At 59.7% G+C, this 19,152-nt stretch carries 16 protein-coding genes and 1 pseudogene; 11 read left to right on the top strand and 6 right to left on the bottom strand.

All coding sequences use genetic code 11. From position 1 onward, the window contains the following. Nucleotides 1-198: 198 nt before the first annotated feature. A pseudogene (locus FHT92_RS27930) lies at nucleotides 199-1,388 on the top strand (IS256 family transposase). Between the two features lie 199 nt (nucleotides 1,389-1,587). Here FHT92_RS27930 and FHT92_RS27935 read toward each other — a convergent pair. Together FHT92_RS27935 and FHT92_RS27940 are read right to left on the bottom strand one after the other, a co-directional pair. Then, nucleotides 1,588-2,586: an ABC transporter permease gene (locus FHT92_RS27935; protein WP_183741713.1), complete on the bottom strand. Its 999-nt coding sequence runs from the start codon at nucleotides 2,584-2,586 to the stop codon at nucleotides 1,588-1,590. A gap of 43 nt (nucleotides 2,587-2,629) precedes the next feature. Then, complete coding sequence (locus FHT92_RS27940) at nucleotides 2,630-3,370, bottom strand: ATP-binding cassette domain-containing protein (protein ID WP_183831319.1); 741 nt, start codon at nucleotides 3,368-3,370, stop codon at nucleotides 2,630-2,632. Between the two features lie 255 nt (nucleotides 3,371-3,625). On the opposite strand from FHT92_RS27940, the gene FHT92_RS27945 reads away from it, so the two are divergent. The 3 genes from FHT92_RS27945 to FHT92_RS27955 all read left to right on the top strand — a co-directional run bounded on the left by FHT92_RS27945 (nucleotide 3,626) and on the right by FHT92_RS27955 (nucleotide 6,617). Then, nucleotides 3,626-4,606 carry an NAD-dependent epimerase/dehydratase family protein gene (locus FHT92_RS27945; protein WP_183831321.1) on the top strand — a complete coding sequence of 327 codons (981 nt, stop codon included), beginning with the start codon at nucleotides 3,626-3,628 and terminating at the stop codon, nucleotides 4,604-4,606. A 48-nt stretch (nucleotides 4,607-4,654) separates the two neighbouring features. Further along, nucleotides 4,655-5,641, top strand: coding sequence for a substrate-binding domain-containing protein (locus FHT92_RS27950; RefSeq protein WP_183741707.1), 987 nt, complete (start codon nucleotides 4,655-4,657; stop codon nucleotides 5,639-5,641). A gap of 193 nt (nucleotides 5,642-5,834) precedes the next feature. Next, nucleotides 5,835-6,617 carry a FadR/GntR family transcriptional regulator gene (locus tag FHT92_RS27955; RefSeq protein WP_183741705.1) on the top strand — a complete coding sequence of 261 codons (783 nt, stop codon included), beginning with the start codon at nucleotides 5,835-5,837 and terminating at the stop codon, nucleotides 6,615-6,617. A 134-nt stretch (nucleotides 6,618-6,751) separates the two neighbouring features. Here the strand turns inward: FHT92_RS27955 and pdxA are convergent, their stop codons facing one another. The 4 genes from pdxA to FHT92_RS27975 all read right to left on the bottom strand — a co-directional run bounded on the left by pdxA (nucleotide 6,752) and on the right by FHT92_RS27975 (nucleotide 11,339). Beyond that, nucleotides 6,752-7,750 (bottom strand): 4-hydroxythreonine-4-phosphate dehydrogenase PdxA, encoded by a 999-nt coding sequence (pdxA, locus tag FHT92_RS27960; protein ID WP_183831323.1) that lies wholly within the window; start codon nucleotides 7,748-7,750, stop codon nucleotides 6,752-6,754. A 28-nt stretch (nucleotides 7,751-7,778) separates the two neighbouring features. Continuing rightward, nucleotides 7,779-8,912 carry an iron-containing alcohol dehydrogenase gene (locus tag FHT92_RS27965; RefSeq protein WP_183741701.1) on the bottom strand — a complete coding sequence of 378 codons (1,134 nt, stop codon included), beginning with the start codon at nucleotides 8,910-8,912 and terminating at the stop codon, nucleotides 7,779-7,781. Nucleotides 8,913-9,236: 324 nt separating this feature from the next. Then, on the bottom strand, nucleotides 9,237-10,421 hold the full coding sequence (locus FHT92_RS27970; protein ID WP_183831325.1) for a sialidase family protein: 1,185 nt from the start codon (nucleotides 10,419-10,421) through the stop codon (nucleotides 9,237-9,239). 12 nt (nucleotides 10,422-10,433) lie between these two features. Continuing rightward, nucleotides 10,434-11,339 carry a dihydrodipicolinate synthase family protein gene (locus tag FHT92_RS27975; protein ID WP_183831327.1) on the bottom strand — a complete coding sequence of 302 codons (906 nt, stop codon included), beginning with the start codon at nucleotides 11,337-11,339 and terminating at the stop codon, nucleotides 10,434-10,436. A 276-nt stretch (nucleotides 11,340-11,615) separates the two neighbouring features. Here FHT92_RS27975 and FHT92_RS27980 point away from each other — a divergent pair, with 276 nt between their 5' ends. The 7 genes from FHT92_RS27980 to FHT92_RS28010 all read left to right on the top strand — a co-directional run bounded on the left by FHT92_RS27980 (nucleotide 11,616) and on the right by FHT92_RS28010 (nucleotide 19,135). Then, the gene (locus FHT92_RS27980; RefSeq protein ID WP_183831329.1) at nucleotides 11,616-13,247 is read left to right on the top strand and encodes an ABC transporter substrate-binding protein; all 1,632 of its coding nucleotides are present in this window, start codon (nucleotides 11,616-11,618) and stop codon (nucleotides 13,245-13,247) included. A 132-nt stretch (nucleotides 13,248-13,379) separates the two neighbouring features. Continuing rightward, nucleotides 13,380-14,336, top strand: a complete 957-nt coding sequence (locus FHT92_RS27985; RefSeq protein ID WP_183831331.1) for an ABC transporter permease — start codon at nucleotides 13,380-13,382, stop codon at nucleotides 14,334-14,336. 2 nt (nucleotides 14,337-14,338) lie between these two features. After that, nucleotides 14,339-15,298 (top strand): ABC transporter permease, encoded by a 960-nt coding sequence (locus FHT92_RS27990; RefSeq protein ID WP_183831333.1) that lies wholly within the window; start codon nucleotides 14,339-14,341, stop codon nucleotides 15,296-15,298. Continuing rightward, the gene (locus tag FHT92_RS27995) at nucleotides 15,298-16,302 is read left to right on the top strand and encodes an ABC transporter ATP-binding protein (protein WP_183831335.1); all 1,005 of its coding nucleotides are present in this window, start codon (nucleotides 15,298-15,300) and stop codon (nucleotides 16,300-16,302) included. The genes FHT92_RS27990 and FHT92_RS27995 overlap by 1 nt, the downstream gene beginning before the upstream one ends. Further along, nucleotides 16,302-17,294: an ABC transporter ATP-binding protein gene (locus FHT92_RS28000; RefSeq protein ID WP_183831337.1), complete on the top strand. Its 993-nt coding sequence runs from the start codon at nucleotides 16,302-16,304 to the stop codon at nucleotides 17,292-17,294. Before FHT92_RS27995 ends, FHT92_RS28000 begins: the two co-directional genes overlap by 1 nt. Then, the gene (locus FHT92_RS28005) at nucleotides 17,291-18,352 is read left to right on the top strand and encodes a four-carbon acid sugar kinase family protein (RefSeq protein WP_183831339.1); all 1,062 of its coding nucleotides are present in this window, start codon (nucleotides 17,291-17,293) and stop codon (nucleotides 18,350-18,352) included. The genes FHT92_RS28000 and FHT92_RS28005 overlap by 4 nt, the downstream gene beginning before the upstream one ends. A 24-nt stretch (nucleotides 18,353-18,376) precedes the next feature. Then, nucleotides 18,377-19,135 carry a FadR/GntR family transcriptional regulator gene (locus FHT92_RS28010; protein ID WP_409527178.1) on the top strand — a complete coding sequence of 253 codons (759 nt, stop codon included), beginning with the start codon at nucleotides 18,377-18,379 and terminating at the stop codon, nucleotides 19,133-19,135. Nucleotides 19,136-19,152: the final 17 nt, after the last annotated feature.

The raw sequence follows: 19,152 nt of genomic DNA on the forward strand, positions 1-19,152 counted from the left end.
GGAAAACTTCGCTTTCCCTTAGCGACACTAGCTCATCGTTCGCAAAGCTCACCATAACCTGAAGGCCGCAGGTTCAAATCCTGACCCCGCAACCAAGCCTGGTAGTGTGCTGAAGGTTCTGCAAATTCTCTGAGAGGGGCGGTCATGGCAGGCTGGTGATGTTTACGTCACCCGATTCCCTCACGAGGAATCGCCACCATGACCAAGACTGAAGGTAAGACCGCCGCCGTCAAAGACATTCTGCTTGCGAACCCCGATGGACTGCGCGAGGTGATCCGCGCCGTGATGCAGGAGGTGCTGGAGGCCGAGATAGACGAGGCGCTGGGGCACAAAAAGGCGAGCGGACGCCGGAGCGGCTCGGCTATCGCTCCGGCCATCACGACCGCACGCTGATGGCGCGGGTCGGCAAGCTGGAGCTGCGGGTACCGCAGGATCGTTCCGGGCATTTCTCCAGCGAGCTGTTCGAACGCTGTCAGCGCTTCGAGCGGGCGCTGGTGGCGACGCTGGCGGAGATGTATGTGTAGGGGGTGCCGACGCGCAAGGTGAAGGCGATCACCGAGGAACTGTGCGGCCATGCCTTCTCGGCCTCGTCGATCCCGGCGATCAACAAGCGCCTCGACGAAAGCCTGCAGGCCTTTTCCTGCCGCCCGCATAAGAACCCTTTCCCTACCTGATCCTCGACACCCTCCACGAGAAGGTCAGGGAGGCCGGCGCCGTCAGGAGCCAGACGGTGCTGATCGCCGTCGGCATCGACTGGGACGGCCGGCGGCAGATCCCTCGCTGTCGAGATGGGCAATCGCGAGAGCCGCTCGGCCTAGAGGGACTTCCTCGTCAGCCTCAAGCACCGCGGCCTCAAGGGCGTCGAAGTCGTTGTCTCCGACGACCATACCGGCCTTGTCGCGGCGATCGGCGAAGTCATCCCCGAAGCCGCCTGGCAGCGCTGCGACGTGCACTTCCTGAGAAATGCGCTCGATCATCTGCCGCGCAAGCACGGCGACGATTGCCTGCAGGAACTGCGATGGCTCTACGACTGCCGCGACCTTGAGGAGGCAAAGACCGACCTCGCCGCATGGCTCGGCAAATGGTCGGGCAAGTACCCGCGGCTGGCCGGCTGGGTCGAGGAAACCATCGAACAGACGCTCACCTTCTTGCGGCTGCCGCGCACCCATCACAAGTACCTCAAGAGCACCAACATGCTCGAGCGCCCCAACGAGGAGATCCGCCGCCGCACCTATGTCGTGCGCATCTTTCCCAACACCGACAGTTGCCTGCGCCTGGTCAGGGCGCTCGCCGTCGAAACCCACGAGAACTGGATGGAAGCCAACCGCTACATCAATATGAACGATCTCAGAGAGCACAAGAAACTGGCTCTTCGCAACGCCGCATGACTAACTCCACGGGGTCAGTTCATCTCGGAGGGCTTTTGTGTGCTTGCAGCAGGGCTTGCCCTGCCCGGACGCTGATTGTCGGTGCGGCTAGCAAATTACGAAATACGGCTGATCGTGGCGCAGGTGCAAGCCTGGAAACACTTAACGGGACACGCTCTGCAACAGCTTGATTGAGGGAGGCATCAGGAACCGCGTTCGCCTATTCATCGCGTCGCAAGTTGCGAATTCGGTCGAAAAGAACGGCAAGTACAATTGCACCGCCGATAAAGCTGCCTTGCCAGAAGGCGTTGATGCCGAGCAGGCCGAGGCTGTTGCGGATAACCTCGATGAGGGCGGCGCCGATCAGCGCCCCAAAGGCGGTGCCGACGCCGCCGGCCAGGTTGGCGCCGCCGATGACTGCAGCGGCGATGACCTGAAGCTCCATCCCGGCGCCAATATTCGTGGTGACGGCGCCGAGCCAGCCGGTTTGGATGATGCCAGCAACCCCCGCCGACAGGGCAGAAATCATGTAGACGATAACCTTGATCACCTGCACGGGAACGCCCGTCAGTGTCGCGGCGTGTTCATTGCCGCCGATGGCAAAAACATAGCGGCCGAACTTGGTCCAGCGCAGCACAAAGCCGGTAAGGAGCGCCAATACGATCATGTAGAGCACTGGATTGGCGATGCCGAAAAGCCAGGCGCCGCCACCCAGCGCCAGCAGCTTGTCGTGATCAGGCCCGAACTGGAAAACGACCGTGTTGTTGGACGCAACCATCGCTAGGCTGCGCGCAATCGACAACATTCCGAGCGTGACAACGAAAGGCGGGAAGCCGAGATAGGCAATGAATAAGCCGTTGAAAGCTCCGACCAAAAGGGCAACGCCGATCGAGGCGGCAATGCCGACTTCAATACTGTATCCCGCGTGCATGACGACCGCCAGCACCATGCTGCACAGGCAAAGCACGGAGCCAACGGACAAGTCGATGCCGCCGGTGATGATGACAAGGGTCATGCCCAGCGCGATAATTGCGACGAACGTGACGTTGCGGGTGATATTGTAGATGTTCTTCGCCGTTGCAAATGAGTCCGTCGCCATCGATAGAAAAATGCAGGCGAGAATGACCGCAATCAGAACCCAGAATGTCTGACCGCCCAAGATTGTCGCAAGCCAGCTCCGTTGCTTCTGTCCGATCGTCTGGTCAAGTGTAATCGCCATCGTCGACCTTCTTCTTTCTCGCTGCGGCAAAAGACAGCATCGATCACACCTGTTCGATGGCGCCGGTAATGAGCCCGGTCACTTCCTCAGGCGAACTCGCCGCAATTGGCTTGTCGGCTACTTTTCTACCGCGCCGCATCACGATCACACGGTCTGCGACCGAAAACACGTCGGGCATGCGGTGGCTGATCAGGACGACGACAATGCCCCGGTCACGCAATTCGCGGATCAGATTGAGAACCTCGGCGACCTGGCGCACGGAAATGGCCGCCGTCGGCTCGTCCATCAGCACGATTTTCGCTTCCGACAGCATCGTACGGCCAATCGCGACCGCTTGCCGCTGGCCACCTGACATTTGCTTGACGAGATCGCGTGGCCGCGTCTCCGATTTGAGCTCGCGGAAAATCTCGCCGGCGCGCTTGTACATGGCTTTGTAGTCGAGAATGCGAATGGGCCATATGCCGCGTCGCAATTCTCGTCCGAGGAACACATTTGCGGCTGCCGTAAGATTATTGCAGAGCGCCAGATCCTGATGAACGATTTCGATGCCATGCAGTCGCGCTTCCTTCGGCCGATGCAGGACGATCTCGGCACCATCGAGACGCATGGTTCCGTGGCTCGGTCGAAAGTTGCCGGCGATCATCTTGACCAACGTGGACTTGCCCGCGCCGTTATCGCCCATGAGGCCGACGACTTGCCCCGCTTCGAGCGAAAACGAAACGTCGTTGACGGCCTGGATGGCACCGAAATGTTTGGAAATATTGGTGAGTTCGAGAACCGCCACCAGCCTTCTGGCCTCCCAAAACTTGTCGCTGTCCGTTCGCTCCGAGCCGGCCTGTTTCGACGCGAGGCTCAGGCGAACTCGCCTTTCCAATATCCTCCCAGGAAAAGCGAATATGAGCATTTACGCAAAACCCCGCGACAGCGTCAACTCATTGTCCGAGATGCTGGACCTATTGTAACAAAAATCTGTTTTGTCAGACAAATATTAATTGACGGAAGTGGCGCGCGAATATTAGCTATTACTGGGAGAGAGAGCATGCTGATCCTTGTTACCGGTGCCACGGGCAAGGTCGGGCAGCGCTTCATTGCTGGGCTGCTTGACGATCCGAGATTTTCCAAAGCCCGTGTTCGCGCGCTTTGTCACAATCGTTTGTGCGAGGCAACCGATCGTGTCGAAGTCATCCGCGGCTCGATCGCCGATCGCGATGTCGTGGCGGCAGCACTCAACGACGTTACCCATGTCGTGCATCTTGCCACTTGCAAGGAAACCCCTGAAGACGTCATGGATGTTACGGTCAAAGGTCTCTTCTGGCTGCTCGAGGAGTTCCGCGGAAGCGTCACGGCACGTCAGTTCATCCTGATCGGCGGCGACGCGGGCATTGGGCATTTCCACTATCGCCATTCCGGTCCGATCACCGAGAACGCCCCCCATTGCGCCTATCCCGGAAGCTACGCGCTCTCCAAGGTCCTCGAAGAGGTCATGCTGGAGCAGTTTGGCATTCAGTACGGCCTTAACGGCTGTTGCCTGCGCGCGCCCTGGATCATGGAAAAGGACGATTTCAAGTATTCGCTGTCCTTTGGGGATGACGTCTTTGGTGGCCCGGACTGGAAGACGCTCGTCCCGGAAGAAGCGGCGCGACGCTATGCGGCCATGGGCACGGTGCCGCTGCTGCTCGATGCTGACAGCCGCCCGCTCAAACGCAATTTCGTGCATGTCGACGACCTGGTATCGGCAATATTGGCAGCGATCGATAACCCGCGGGCGGAGAGGCAACTCTTCAATATCTGCATGGATCGACCTGTCGACTATGGTGAAGTCGCCGCCTACCTGTCGCGTACGCGAAATCTCGCCTCGGTCGAGATACCAAGCCGCTTCCATTCCAACTGGATGGACAACAGCAAGGCGAAATACCTGCTCAATTGGCGGCCAAACTACGATCTCGAAATGCTTATCGACTCGGCGTGGCAATACGAGCGTTCGAAGGAGGAACCTCGTATCGTGTGGTATCCGGGTTGATTTCGTGTGGCGGGCACGCAGTGTCCGTCTGTTTCAAGGGAGGAAACTATGAGGAAGGCATTATTACTGACAGCCGCAGTTTTAGCATTGACCGCCGGGCAGGCCCTGGCCAAAAAGCAACTCGTCATCGTCGTCAAGGGCCTCGACAATCCGTTCTTCGAAGCGATCAATCAAGGTTGCCAGAAGTGGAACAAGGAGAACCCGACAGCGGAATACGAGTGCTTCTACACCGGTCCGGCATCGACATCCGATGAAGCCGGCGAAGCGCAGATCGTTCAGGATATGCTGGGCAAGCCGGACACTGCCGCGATCGCGATTTCGCCATCAAATGCCAAGCTCATCGCCCAGACCCTGAAGACTGCCAATCCGAGTGTTCCGGTGATGACGCTCGATGCCGATCTTGCTGCCGAGGACGCGGCCTTGCGTAAGACCTATCTCGGCACCGACAACTATCTGATGGGCGCACGCATCGGCGAATACATCAAGAAGGCCAAGCCGAAAGGCGGCAGCATCTGCACGATCGAAGGCAATCCGGGAGCAGATAATATTCTGCGTCGCGCGCAGGGTATGCGTGACACGCTCACTGGCCAGAAAGGCCTTACCGCGCTGAAAGGCGAGGGTGGTTGGACAGAAGTCGCCGGCTGCCCGGTCTTTACCAATGATGATGGTGCCAAGGGCGTCCAGGCAATGACGGATATCCTTGCGGCCAATCCCAAGCTCGACGCGTTCGGCATTATGGGTGGCTGGCCATTATTCGGCGCGCCGCAACCCTATCGTGACCTGTTCAAGCCGATGGCAGACAAGATTGCCAGCAACGATTTCGTCATCGGTGCCGCCGATACGATCGGCGACGAGGTTGCTATCGCGAGGGAAGGTCTGGTGACTGCGCTCGTCGGCCAACGGCCGTTCGAGATGGGTTACAAGGCACCTTCGGTGATGATGGATCTCATTGCGGGAAAAGCAGTTGAAGATCCGGTCTTCACCGGGCTCGATGAGTGCACGAAGGACACGGTCGATACCTGCATTCAAAAGTAGGCTTACGGCTCGGCGCACCAGGTCAGAGTGCGCCGACTGTCTTCACGTAACGGATCGAAAGATCTGCAGGGCTTGACGCGCCCTGAATTCCGCGCTTTGTGCCGGATCCAATCGCAGGCGACTTCCTCGTTATTACGATTGTTTTTGATAGTCCGTGCAGGCAGTCGAAAGAATGCTGAGGCAGTAGAAATAAATGCCTGACAAGAAATCGGGAAAGCCGACGACACTGGTCGAGGTGGCGACGGCTGACCGCTCAGCCACCACAAGGCGCCCAAATGCCGCCCGCATGACCGGAGCGAGTGTTCATCTGTCTTTGGCAGGCGAGATTGGTCTCAGGATCGTGCGCGGTGACTATCCGCCCGGTACGATCCTGCCAAACGAAGCAAAATGGTCACAAGTCTTTGACGTCAGCCGGTCGGCGGTGCGTGAAGCGATCAAGATGTTGATGGCAAAGGGCCTGCTTTCCTCCCGCCCGAAAATCGGCAGTTGGGTCGAACCCAAGGAGCGCTGGAACCTGCTGGATCGGGATGTATTGGGCTGGTATGTTGCATCTCCCGATCGTGAATCGTTTTTACGGGCGGTGCAAGAACTCAGGCACATGATCGAGCCGGAAGCGACTGCCCTTGCTGCGGAGCGCCGAAGCGAGGCGCAAATGGAGGCGATCAGTCAGGCGCTACGAGATATGGATCAGGCGACATCACTCCAGCAGCGGACAGAAGCCGATGCGCGATTTCACATCGCGATCCTGCGGGCCTCGGGAAATGATCTGCTGGTGCCGCTCGGCGTATTGATCGAATCGGCGCTGAACCACCTTTTCGCCTATGTCACGCGAGAGGAAGACGACTTGCAATATGTCATGAAACTTCATGAAAATATTGAAAAAAGCGTCCGTTTGCAACGACCGAACATGGCGCGTAACGCCGTCCGCAAGGTGCTGGCAAATACAGACCAGATCATAGCACGCTGGTCGCGATAGAAATCTGTATCCTGGCCTGTCGAGGGCAACGGCTGCAGTCCCGTGCGTAAGCTGAAATAGCGCCTGACCTTTGACGGAAAAGCCCGCCCTCAAGCGGCTCTTGCCGGCCAGGGACTGAATTGGGCTTTCGTTGCTCAAGCGGCGGGCGCTGCGGCCCGACGTGGCGATCTCGCCATCAGCCGCGCATAGGCGATGGCTGACAGCATGTTGACGTGATTGGCGCGGCCGGTTCCGGCGATGTCGAAGGCGGTGCCGTGGTCGACCGAGACGCGGTCGATCGGCAGGCCGAGTGAGACGTTCACGGCGGTCTCAAAAGCGACGAGCTTGATCGGGATGTGACCCTGGTCGTGATATTGCGCTATCACCAGATCGAAAGCGCCGTTATAAGCGCGCGCAAAGACCGTGTCGGCGGAAATCGGGCCGACCACGTCGATACCCTTGGCCTGTGCAAGTTCGACCGCCGGTGCAAGAAATTCCGTGTCTTCGGTTCCGAAAAGGCCGTTTTCGCCGCAGTGCGGGTTGAGACCGGCAACGGCGATGCGAGCCTTCCTGCCGAGGCGCATGAAGTGATTGTGGCCGGCTTCGATCGTTGCCAGCACGCGTTCGGTCTTCGCCCGCTCGATCGCACCCTTCAGCGAGACGTGGGTGGAGACGTGAATGGTATTCAGTCGCTCGGAGGCAAGCAGCATGAAGGAGCTCTTGGAACCGGTCAGGTGCGCCAGCAGGCCGGTATGGCCGTCGAAATGGTGGCCGGCGAGGTTCATGGCTTCCTTGTTGATCGGTGCCGTCACAATGACGTCGGCCTCCTTCGACATTGCAAGGTCGACGGCGCGGGCGATGTAGCGAACGGATGCGTCGCCGGCGACAGGGCTGACCTTGCCGATTTCGGGGAGGGGGGCGCCAAGCGGCACCTCATCGACGGCGATGGTATTTCCGTCTTCGGAGGCGGAGGGGCCGAATCTTAGGCTGACGTCAGTGGCGCGCGCAGCGCGTTCCAATGCTTCGGCATTGCCAACGATGACGAAATCGCGCCGTTCGGCGGCCGGCAGTGCAGCCAGTGCCTTGACAATCACTTCAGGGCCTACGCCGGCGGGGTCGCCGAGGGTCACTGCGACTTTTGCATTTCTGTCCATCAGTAAAATTCCTCTTGAAAGCCCTGCCTCAATAGGCTGCTTCGTAGATCGAGCGTATGTCAGTGCGCGTCAAGTCGCGCGGATTGTTATCGAGCAGCCTGCGGATCGCGAAAGCATCGTCGGCCATGGCGTCGAGATCGTTCTCCGGCACACCGAGGCCGGAGAGCGTCATTTCGATGCCGAGTTCGGCGCAGAAGGCATAGGCCGCATCGAAGACCGATTTGACGGTATCGGATGTGTCGTAACCAAGCGCTTCCATGATTGCCTTTGTCTTTTCCGGCACGGCCGGCGTGTTGAAGGCGAGAACATGCGGGAAGATCAGCGCATTGGCTGCGCCATGGGCGATATGCCAGCGTGTGCCGAGCGGATAGGCCAGGGCATGGCCGCCGGCGGTATTGACCGGACCAAGGCAGAAGCCGCCGTAGAGCGAGGCCAGCGAAAGCCCGGCACGGGCTTCAGCATCCGAACCGTCGCGGACGGCTCTTGCAAGATACTTGCCGACAAGCCGCGTTCCCTCGATCGCATACATGTCGATCATTGGATGCGCTTTGCGATTGGTGAAGGCCTCGACGCAATGCGCCATGGCATCGACGCCGGTTGCTGCAGTGGTTCGGGCAGGAACGGAGAAGGTTAGTGACGGGTCGATGACGGCGATATCGGCGAGCATGTGAAGGCTCTCGACTGCGAGTTTAGCTTTGGTCTCGGGATCGGTGACGAGCGCGCGGATGCCGGCCTCGCTGCCCGTGCCCGATGTGGTCGGCACTTGAGCTAGCGCTGCCTTGCGCGCCCTTTGCACTTTGTTCGGGCCGACAACCTCGCGAAGCGTCTGCTGCGAGCCGGCAAGCACGGCAGCGAGCTTGGCAAGATCCATGGCACTACCACCGCCGAAGCCGACGATAAGCTCAGCCTGTGTAGCTTCTGCCGAGGCCAGCACTTTGTCGAGATTGGCAATATCCGGTTCGGGCGTTACATCGGAGAAGACCGAAACTTCACCCTTCAGCTGCAACACATCGATGCGTGCGGCATTGAAAGCATCCGAGATAACCAGCGTTCGGGAATAACCCTTGCCGGCCGCCCAGGCGCCCAACTTCCCCGCAGTTCCGACACCGAACTCGATCAGGTGTGGCCTGACAACGGTAATAGGTGAATCCAAACTGACCATAGGCGGCCCTCCCGCTGCGCGACGGGCTTACCCGTCTATAATGTAAATTTGTTATCCTGTAGCACAGTTTTTAGCAATAATGAATGCGGATTTTTATCGTCCATTGATGAGTTTTTGGCGAGAACAGTGGGCATCGCGAACTTATAAATTTGCGTAAAGTACTGATATATTTGACAATATCTGGTATTCCGACCGGTGTCCTATCCAAATAACTCAGCTTGTCAACTGTTGTCGTGCATTTGTAAAAATCGCCTCACGCATAAGCAGGCCGAATTGTTTCAAACATTCGGCCTGGCCATACGTTATCGGCTGCTACGATGGCTTCTAAGTAATTGATTCTAATGGAATGCGTACATATTTGATGGCGCGTCGGTAGTAGGTGTAGGCCACATGAAGCGCGCCATCCGCCCCCTGCGTGATGGAGGGGTAGGAAAACTCGCGATTGAGCATGTCCCTCGAATTGTTGCTCAGGCAGTAACCGTCGCCGGTATCGAGATCGAACTTGCGTTCGAAATAGCCACCTGCATCGGCAGAGATTGCAAGGCTGAGCGGCGCGCGCGGAACACCCCAGATGGCCTTTCTGGCCGACATTCTCGAAATCTCCGCGACAGGCTCCTTGTCGCTTTCGATTTCGTCATAGAGCGAGTGGCGTCGCGCGTCGGAGGACGCAGCATTGCTGTGGTTGTAAACTATCGCGATTCTCCGGTCCGTCAGCCCTACGGCCTGGATCGAGGAATTATTGTTGGGCAGATTGGTCGGCTCCGGCGCGCTCCAGGTCTCGCCTTGGTCTAATGACAGCGAGGCGCGAATATTCTCCGAATAACGATCGCGGAAGAAGGCGATCATCCTGTCGCCCTCGAGCAGTACGATATTCATGTGCACGGCGCCCAGACTGCCTTCTATCTCCTTCATCTGCCAACTCTTTCCGGCATCGCGGGAGATCAGAACGCCTGCGGTGTCGGCATCGCCGCTCCAGCGCTGACCGGGCAGGCTGATGCAGCGGAAGATGGGAAGTAGCCAGTCGCCTTTGCCATTAACGACAATCTGCTGGCGCACGAAGGTGCCGGGAAGGTCGCAGAGAATGGTGGGCGGAGCAAAATTCTTGCCGCCATCTTCAGAGATCCGGCATTTGACAACCGCGCCGTCCTGGTCGCCAGATGTCTGTGAGGTGTAAAGCAGCCAGACCCGACCGTCTGGCGCATTAAAAATCAGGGGATTCTGCTCGGATTTTGCCGGATCATCAGACATTTTCTCCGGTTCGGACCAGCGATCCGCGCCGGGCGCCAGTCGCGACATGTAAATCGAGATGTCGCCCATGCCTTCCATCGTGCCGCCAAACCAGACACAGGTCAGCGTGCCATCGGCCAGAAAAGCGAGATTGGCGGCATGGTTCTGGATGCAGGGTGAGGGCAGATAGGCATCAAAGCGGCCAATCTGGGCGTCATTTGCCCTGAGCATACCATCCATCAACGCCGGCACTTCCTCGGGCTTCAAACCTGTCGTTTGCATCGCATTCCTCCTTTACGGCAGCTTGGCGTAGCCTTCAGCGAGTGCCGCGTATTCGGCATCATTGAGCGGGACCAGCGGCGGGCGCGTGCGTCGCCAACCGGCGTTGCCGGTCTTCAGGCCGACCATGGCCTTGATCGTCGGGATCTGGACATAGGAGTTCGACAGGGTGCGGAAGGCGTTGATGCGCGCCTGCGCAGTCTCGACCTCCGCGCTCCTGGCCTCGTCGTGAACATGGTCGTAAACCGTACGCAGCGAATTTGCGACGAGGTTCGAGGTCGCGGTAATGCAGCCGGCGCCGCCGGCCTTCAGGAGCGGCAGCAACAGCGGGTCGGCACCACAGAGTACCGAGAAACCAGGGCAGGCTGAGATGATCGCCTGCATGTTGTTGAAATCCCCTGCAGATTCCTTAATGCCGACGACCGTTTCCGGGAAGGCTTCGACCAGGCGGCTGATTAGCGGAACGGAGAGCGGAACGCCTGAGACCTGCGGGATGTGATAAAGGATCACCTGCAGCCCGGTATCGCCGATCTTTTCCAGGATCTGCGCATAGGCCGTGAAGAGGCCCTCGTCCGAGACGCCCTTGTAGTAGAAGGGCGGCAGCATGACCACCTTGGTAATGCCGAGCGAAAGCGCATGCTTCGTCAGTTCGACCGTCTCGGGAATGGCGACGACGCCGGTGCCCGGCAGCAGCTTGTCGGCTGGAATGCCAGCCTTCAGTGCCGCTTCGAGGATCATGCGGCGTTCGTCGGAAGAGAAGGAGTTGGCTTCGCCCGTCGTTCCAAGCAGTGCCACACCGTGGCAGCCTTCTTCGACCAACCGCTGGCAATGTTCGGTAAAGAGGCCGAGATCCGGACTGCCATCGGTGTTGAGAGGGGTAGTGGCGGCGCTAAAGACGCCTGTAATCTTGTGATTGCTCAAGGTATCCTCCTCGTCAGACCGGGCCTTCCCGGCACGTTCCTGGGCAGTCGTATTCATCCCAACGCGGCGCAGTTGTCAATCTTACAAATTTGAAAACTTCACATGGCTATTTTCAAGCTATTGATTTTTATTATTAAATAATCGGTATTCTTGATTTTTACCTTTCGCTCGTTCTTTTTCATTGACAGATTTACATTATCGCGCAAATGTCAACGTCATATCGCGCAGCTTCGGGGAGGTCTTTCGAAAGGCGCGCTATTTGCCAGGGAGGAGCAAATGACAATTGAGAACTTTTCGCAGATTTCCCGTCGTGAGGCGCTGAAGCTCGGGCTTGCGGCCGGTGTCGGCTTCTCGCTCTTCGGTGCGAGCGCGCGCATCGTCATGGCGCAGGACGGACAGGTCCTGAAGGCCATCAATCCCGCCTTCGATCAGGACTGGTCGCCGCTGCGCGGTGGCGGCAGAACCTTCCGCTGGAATTCCTTCTGGTGGGCATCGCCGATGTATTTCGACGCCGAGGGTAAGATCCAGCCCTACGTCTTCACGAGCTGGGACTCGCCAGACAAGAAGGTCTGGACGTTCAAGATCGACCCGAAGGCAGTCTTCTCCGATGGCAGCAAGATCACCGCGGCCGATATCAAGGGCTCCTGGGAAGTTGCTTCCATGCCCAATACCAAGAACCAGCGCGTCGACCAGGTGCTGAGCAAGGTGCAGGGCTACAAGGAAATCTCTGCCGGCTCCGCCAACGAGCTGACCGGCGTAACAACGCCTGATGAATCGACGGTTGTCTGCACACTGACGCAAGCCGATGCGATCTTCTTCATGCGCCTTGCCAACCACATTGTCCCAATCACCAAGGCCGCCCAGTCGCGCGGCAGCGATGGCGAGGAAGTGGCCGATTGGTACAAGCCTGACAGTAGCGCCGTCTACTCCGGTCCTTTCAAGCTGACGGCCCTTGATATCGATGCCGGGACCCTGACCTTCGAGCCGAACGAGAAATTCTTCGGACCGAAGCCGAAGCTTGCCCGCATCGAGATCAGCTCGATCGAAGACAATGTCACCGCGACCTCGCTGATCCAGTCCGGCGAATATAATGCTCACACAGAACTCGTCACCTCGACGATCATCCAGGATCTCGGCCCGGAATTTTCTGCCGGTCCGCTCATTCCGACCAGCCAGCATTTCTGGTTCAACACATCGCGCGCACCGATGGATGACCCCAAGGTTCGCCAGGCGCTGATCATGGCGGTCGATCGCGACGGCCTGTTCAAGGCGTCCTATCCGGATGGCCCGCATAAGAAGGCCGACCAGATCTTGAACTCGGTTCCGGGTGCGGATAATTCCGGCTTCGAACCCTATCCGTATGATCCCGCAGCAGCCAAGAAGCTGCTCGCTGAATCAAGCTATGGCGGTCCGGAGCGTCTTCCAAAGCTGCTGTTCGTCGGCATTTCCGGACCGGCGATCCAGGCGGCTGCCCAGTTCATCGCCGAGCAGTGGCGCCAGAACCTTGGCATCACCGCCGTCGATATGAAGCCGCAGCAGGACGCCTATGCGGGTCCGGACCAGAACTCGGTGCAGATCTTCCGCGATGACGTCGGCACACGCGTTCCCGACGCGGTCTCCTATCTCGCCGGCTCGATCGCCTCCACCTCGTCCAACGCCCAAAACAAGCTCGGCGGATACAAGAACGACAAGGTGGACAGCCTGCTTGCAGAAGCTGCAACCAAGGCTGCGGACGATCCGGATCGCGTGAAGCTGGCGCAGGAAGCCCAGAAGGCCTTCCGCGACGACTGGGCTTTCCTTCCGTGGTACTCTCAGGCGATGTCGCGCTGGGCAACCAAGGACGTCAAGGCAATGGAAAAGAACCTTGACTGGCAGGTCGTGGCTCCCTGGGATGTTTCCATCGGCTGAAGCCGATAGCAGGGCCGCATGATGCGGAAAAGCAGCGGCGCGAAGGCCGAAAGGTCTTCGCGCTACGTTTCAAGAAGTACCGGCGGCTGCGGCCTCCCGCGGGAACGCGCCGGGCAAGAATGGGAGGTGGCCTTGTTACGCTATGTGCTTACGCGGTTTGCCATCTGGATTCCGTCCGTCCTAGTCGTGATGATGGCCGTCTACGCGATGGCCTTCTATGGTGCCGGCGATCCGATCAAGCTGATCTTCCTTCGCGCGCCCGGTGACGTCGCTTACAACCCGCAGCGTATCGAGGCGATCCGCGAAAGTGCAGGTCTCAACAAGCCCTTCATCGAGCAGTTCGGTCTTTACATCTGGAACCTCCTGCACGGGCAGTTCGGCAATTCGCTGACATCCGGCCGCTCTGTCTGGGCGATGGTTTCGGCTGCTGCTCCCGTCTCTTTCCAGCTTGCGCTCTGTTCCATCATCCTGACGACGGTCGTCGCGATCCCGCTCGGGATGATCGCCGCTATGAACCAAAACAACCGCGTCGACTACACGATCCTCGGCACGGCGCTTTTCCTTTGGGCAATCCCCGCTTATGTCGCAGGCCCGCTCCTGATGGTGGCGCTGATCGTCCTGATGCCGATGATCAAGGTGCCCTATGGCTGGGGCGGCGTCTTCGACGTGCGCATCATTCTGCCGCTCATCGTGCTCTCCTTCCAGCCGATCGCGCTGATCGTTCGCCAGACGCGCGCGGCCGTCATCGAAGTGCTGTCCGAAGATTTCGTCCGCACGGCGCGCGCCAAGGGCGTGCCGGAAATCGTGGTGGCACTGAAGCATATCCTGCGCCCGGTGCTGACACCTGTGGTCACGCAGCTCGGCCTCATCATGATCACCATTGTCAACGGCGCCATCTTCGTCGAGCTCGTCTTCGGTCTGCCGGGCCTCGGCCGGTTGACCGTGCAGGCGCTCACCAATTCCGATTATCCCGTCATTCTCGCGATCACTCTGATCGGATCCTTCCTGGTCATGGTGTCGAACCTGCTGGTCGACGTGCTCTACCCGCTGCTCGATCCGCGCGCCAATGATTCCAGAAGGAGCCGCTGACGATGTCCGCTATTCCTCTTTCGACGATCGACACGGCCGAGGAGCCGCCAGTCAACCTGTGGCGCGATGCCTGGCATCGCCTGAAGCGCAATAAGCTTGCGATCTTCGGCCTGATCGTGATCGTAATTCTCGCCTTCACGGCAATCTTCGGCCCTGCGCTGACGCCTTATGACTATCTCAGCCAGGATCTAGCTTCGCGCAACGCGCCGCCGTCACTGGCGCATTTCTTCGGCACTGACGATCTTGGCCGCGACGTCTTCAGCCGTATCGTCTTCGGCACGCGCACGGCCTTTCTCGTTGCCGTCATCGTCACGTTCATCGCGGTGCTGATCGGGCTCCTGCTTGGCGCCATCGCTGGGTTCTTCGGCAATCCGTTCGACCGCGCCATCATGTGGCTGACGGATGTGACGATGTCGGTGCCGAACCTGCTTCTCGTCGTGGTCATCAATGCATCGCTGAAGACGCCGATCACCAGGTGGATGGAGGCGCAGTATCTGGCGACCCTCAATCCCTTCTATCGCCAGACGGTCTGGGTGGATTTCATCCTGGTCTTCGGCTCAATGGCGCTGATCTCCTGGCCGCCTTATGCACGCCTCGTCCGCGCCCAGGTTCTGTCGATCCGCAACCGCCCATACGTCATGGCGGCACAGGCGCTCGGCCTTTCCAACTGGATCGTCATCCTGCGTTATATCGTGCCGAATGCGCTCGGGCCGCTGATCGTTTCCGTCAGCGCCGGCCTCGGCACCGCGATGGTGCTGGAAAGTGCCTTCAGCTTCCTCGGCGTCGGCGTCAATCCGCCGACCCCCAGCTGGGGCAACATGATCTCGGACGGCCTGCGCGTCTGGCAGCATTATCCGCATCTCCTTGCCGCTCCGGCGGCCGTGCTCGGTCTTGCCTCAGTTGCCTTCAGCTTCCTCGGCGACGGCCTCAACGACGCACTCAATCCGCGGGGCAGCAAGTGATGAACGCAACAAGCAATGAACGCCTGCTGGACGTGAAGGATCTCACCATCGAGATCGATACGCGCCGCGGCCCTGCCGTCGTCGTCGATGGCATCGACCTCTACGTCAATAAAGGCGAGACGCTCGGCGTCGTCGGTGAATCCGGCTGCGGTAAGAGCCTGACGATGCTGAGCCTGATGCGGCTCCTGCCGAACAAGATCAAGGTGACGAAGGGTTCGGCGACATTTGACGGGCGCGACCTGCAGAAGATGTCGAACGGCGACCTGCGCAAGGTACGCGGTGGCGATGTCGGCTTCGTCTTCCAGGATCCGATGACCTCGCTCAATCCGGTCATGCGCATCGGCGACCAGATCTGCGAGCCGCTGATCTATCATCGCAAGATGTCGAAGAAAGAGGCACAGGCTCGCGCCGTCGAACTTCTGCGCCTCGTCGGCATTCCAGGTCCCGAAGAGCGGCTGATGGCGTATCCGCATGAGCTTTCCGGTGGCATGCGCCAGCGTGTGATGATCGCCATCGGCCTTGCCTGCAATCCGAAGCTTCTGATCGCCGATGAGCCGACGACCGCGCTCGACGTGACGATCCAGGCGCAGATCGTCGATCTGGTGAAGGATCTGCGCGCTAAGCTCGGCATGTCCGTCGTCTGGATCACCCATGACCTCGCGCTGATCGCCGGCCTCGTCGATCGCGTCGCCGTGCTCTATGCCGGCACGGTCGTGGAAGATGCGCCGGTGGACGCGCTCTATGCTCGTCCCAGCCATCCCTATACGCGCGGCCTGCTGTCCTCGATCCCGAAGCTTTCGGATGCGCCGGCAAGCCGCCTGTCGTCGATCGGCGGTACGCCGCCGGAGCCAGGCCGCCGTCCGAAAGGCTGTCCCTTTGCGCCACGCTGCCCGCTGGCCGAAGCCGTCTGTCACGAGCGTGTGCCGCGGCTGGAGCCGATTGCCGGCAACAGCGCGCATCGCGCCGCCTGTTTCGTCGTCCAGAAAATGCAGGAGGCTGCGTGATGGGTGCTCAAACGCTCCTGAAGGTCGAAAACCTCGTCAAGCATTTCCACGTCAAGCTCGGTGCTTTCGGAGAACGCTCGGCGACCGTCTATGCGCTCGACAATGTCAATCTCGAGATCATGGAAGGCGAGACGCTGAGCCTTGTCGGCGAATCCGGCTGTGGCAAGTCGACGACCGGTTTCACCATCCTCAATCTCTACAAGGCGACAAGCGGCAAGGTGGTCTACAAGGGCCAGGATCTTGCCACGCTCGATGAAAAGCAGATGCGGCCCTTCCGCCGCGACCTGCAGATCGTCTTCCAGGATCCCTATTCGACGCTGAACCCACGTATGACCGTGGGCGAAGCGATCGGCGAGCCGATCCTCTTCCACAAGCTTGCCACCAAGGCTGAGCTCAAGGATAGGGTCGCGGCACTGCTCACCGATGTCGGCCTGCCGACGCGTTTTGCCCAGCGCTATCCGCACGAGCTCTCGGGCGGCCAGCGCCAGCGCGTCGTCATTGCGCGTGCGCTTGCCTGCCAGCCGAAATTCATCGTCTGCGACGAGGCGATCTCGGCACTCGACGTGTCGATCCAGGCGCAGATCATCAACCTGCTGCTCGACCTGCAGGAAAAATACGGCCTGACCTATCTCTTCATCGCCCATGACCTGGCCGTCGTGCGCCATATCAGCACGCGCGTCGGTGTCATGTATCTCGGTCGTTTGGCCGAGCTTGCGACGCGCGAAGAGCTTTTCGACAATCCGCTGCATCCCTATACGAAGGCGCTGCTGTCGGCTGTTCCCGAGACCGATCCGGAGCTCGAGCGCACCCGAAAGCGCCAGATCCTGCAAGGCGATGTGCCGAGCCCGCTAAACCCGCCGACGGGCTGCCGTTTCCACACGCGCTGCCCGATCGCCATGGAGGTTTGCAGCAAGGTCATTCCGGAATGGAAGGAAGCGAAGCCCGGCCATCTGGTTGCCTGCCATGCCGCCAATCCGGGGCAGACTTCATGACGCTGAAAGTCGCCATCATTGCCGACGATCTGACCGGCTCGCTTGATACGGGGACACCCTTCGTAGAGGCCGGGTTGTCAGTCGCTGTGGCGATCGATGTCGAAGCGGCCGGCAAGGCGCTGGAAACCGGTGCCGAAGTCGTGGTGGTCAACACCGACTCGCGCAGCCTGCCGGAGGAAGAAGCGGCCGCGCGCGTGCGAGCTGTTGCCGAGATCCTGCGCGCCGCCGGGTCGGCCATCTTCATGAAGAAAATCGACTCGCGGCTGAAGGGCAATGTCGCGGCCGAAAGCATTGCGCTGGCCGATGTACTGGGCCTCAAGACTATCCTCATGGCGCCGGCAATTCCCGATCAGGAGCGGATCACATATAGAGGCTGCGTGGTCGGGCGCGGTGTGGAGCATCCCTTGCCGATAGCCGACCTTTTTACCGGATCTGGTTGCGACGTGACGGTTGCCGATGCCGAAGACGATGCCGATCTCGATATTGTCGTCGCGGAGAACGACTGGCTTTCCACCCTTGCCGTCGGTGCCCGTGGTCTGGGTTCGGCGCTCGCGCGCCGGCTCGGCGGAACTGCACGGCTAGTGCCGGAATTTCATAAGACGCGAAAAACACTCTTTGCTTTCGGCTCGCGTGATCCGATCACTGTCGGGCAGATGGATCGTCTGGAAGATTCCGGTGCGCTGCGGGTTGTCGTTGATGCGCCGATGGGCGCGGTCGAAAGCGGTGAGGGGCTGGCACTGCCGGTACTGATGCGTTGCACGGGCGAAATGACGGATGATGCTGCACTCGTTGCCGCTCGCTTTGCCAAGGGCGTGAAATCAGTCATAGCTGATACGAATCCGGACTTGATCATGGTGGGCGGCGGCGATACCGCGCTTGCTGTATTCCGGGAACTGGGCGCTTCGGTCTTGTTGCCGAAGGGTGAAATCGAGGCCGGCGTGCCGTGGCTCGACGTAATCGGCGTCAACGGGCGGCAATTCCGGTGTGGCGTCAAGTCGGGGGGCTTCGGCAATTCCGATAGTTTGCTAAGACTGATCGTTCGGAATCAGGCGGCGTAAAGAATGCCAGCAGGGAGAATGAGAGTGGACGAAGCGAGTGGCGGATCGGTGAAGCCGGAAGCGGCGTCGGCAGCCCGGCCTGGCAGAGCCGTGAAGCTGGTCGACCGTGTCTTCGATCAACTCATGGAGCGTATCCGCGCCGGCAACTATCCGCCGGATTCACGCCTTCCGGGCGAACACGAACTTGCCTCGATGCTCGGCGTTTCGCGCCCCATCGTGCGCGACGCGCTGGCGCGCCTGCGCGAGCAGGGGATCGTCTATGCAAGGCAGGGGGCGGGTACCTTCGTCAGCGCGCATGGCTCGCCGACGGCGCAGCTTGCCTATTCGCCGGTGAAGACGATTGCCGATATCCAGCGCTGTTACGAATTCCGCCTGACGATCGAGCCGGCTGCCGCCTATTTTGCCGCCAAGCGCCGCGACGATGCGGCGATCCAGAAGATCGCTGCAGCCCTTGCGGATCTGCGCGAGGCGACGAGCCATCAACTGCACCGGGTGGACGCCGACTTCCTCTTCCACCGTGCCGTCACCGAGGCGGCCAACAATCACTATTACACCGCCTCCATGGATGCGCTGAAAGCGCATATCGCCGTCGGCATGCATCTGCATGGGCTTTCGCTGCTTGGTCCACGGCCGGGCTTGGAGCAGGTGTATCAGGAGCACAACGAAATCTACAAGGCGATCGCCGAGGGCAGGGCGGAGAATGCCAGCGACCTGATGCGCGCTCACCTGGAGGGTTCGAGGGATCGTCTGTTCGAAGGACGCGTGCTCGACCTGTCTTTCTGAATGAACCCCGGTTTTGG

Source organism: Rhizobium sp. BK377 (genome assembly GCF_014193935.1).
In the GTDB taxonomy this organism is placed as follows: Bacteria; Pseudomonadota; Alphaproteobacteria; order Rhizobiales; family Rhizobiaceae; genus Rhizobium.

What these genes read in the sequence shown, in the direction of transcription:
- pdxA (WP_183831323.1), bottom strand. Translation starts at nt 7,750, where the DNA reads ATGGACAGAAATGCAAAAGTCGCAGTGACCCTCGGCGACCCCGCCGGC.
- FHT92_RS28000 (WP_183831337.1), top strand. Translation starts at nt 16,302, where the DNA reads ATGGGTGCTCAAACGCTCCTGAAGGTCGAAAACCTCGTCAAGCATTTC.
- FHT92_RS27935 (WP_183741713.1), bottom strand. Translation starts at nt 2,586, where the DNA reads ATGGCGATTACACTTGACCAGACGATCGGACAGAAGCAACGGAGCTGG.
- FHT92_RS27995 (WP_183831335.1), top strand. Translation starts at nt 15,298, where the DNA reads ATGAACGCAACAAGCAATGAACGCCTGCTGGACGTGAAGGATCTCACC.
- FHT92_RS28005 (WP_183831339.1), top strand. Translation starts at nt 17,291, where the DNA reads ATGACGCTGAAAGTCGCCATCATTGCCGACGATCTGACCGGCTCGCTT.
- FHT92_RS27990 (WP_183831333.1), top strand. Translation starts at nt 14,339, where the DNA reads ATGTCCGCTATTCCTCTTTCGACGATCGACACGGCCGAGGAGCCGCCA.
- FHT92_RS27945 (WP_183831321.1), top strand. Translation starts at nt 3,626, where the DNA reads ATGCTGATCCTTGTTACCGGTGCCACGGGCAAGGTCGGGCAGCGCTTC.
- FHT92_RS27980 (WP_183831329.1), top strand. Translation starts at nt 11,616, where the DNA reads ATGACAATTGAGAACTTTTCGCAGATTTCCCGTCGTGAGGCGCTGAAG.
- FHT92_RS27950 (WP_183741707.1), top strand. Translation starts at nt 4,655, where the DNA reads ATGAGGAAGGCATTATTACTGACAGCCGCAGTTTTAGCATTGACCGCC.
- FHT92_RS27970 (WP_183831325.1), bottom strand. Translation starts at nt 10,421, where the DNA reads ATGCAAACGACAGGTTTGAAGCCCGAGGAAGTGCCGGCGTTGATGGAT.
- FHT92_RS27955 (WP_183741705.1), top strand. Translation starts at nt 5,835, where the DNA reads ATGCCTGACAAGAAATCGGGAAAGCCGACGACACTGGTCGAGGTGGCG.
- FHT92_RS27965 (WP_183741701.1), bottom strand. Translation starts at nt 8,912, where the DNA reads ATGGTCAGTTTGGATTCACCTATTACCGTTGTCAGGCCACACCTGATC.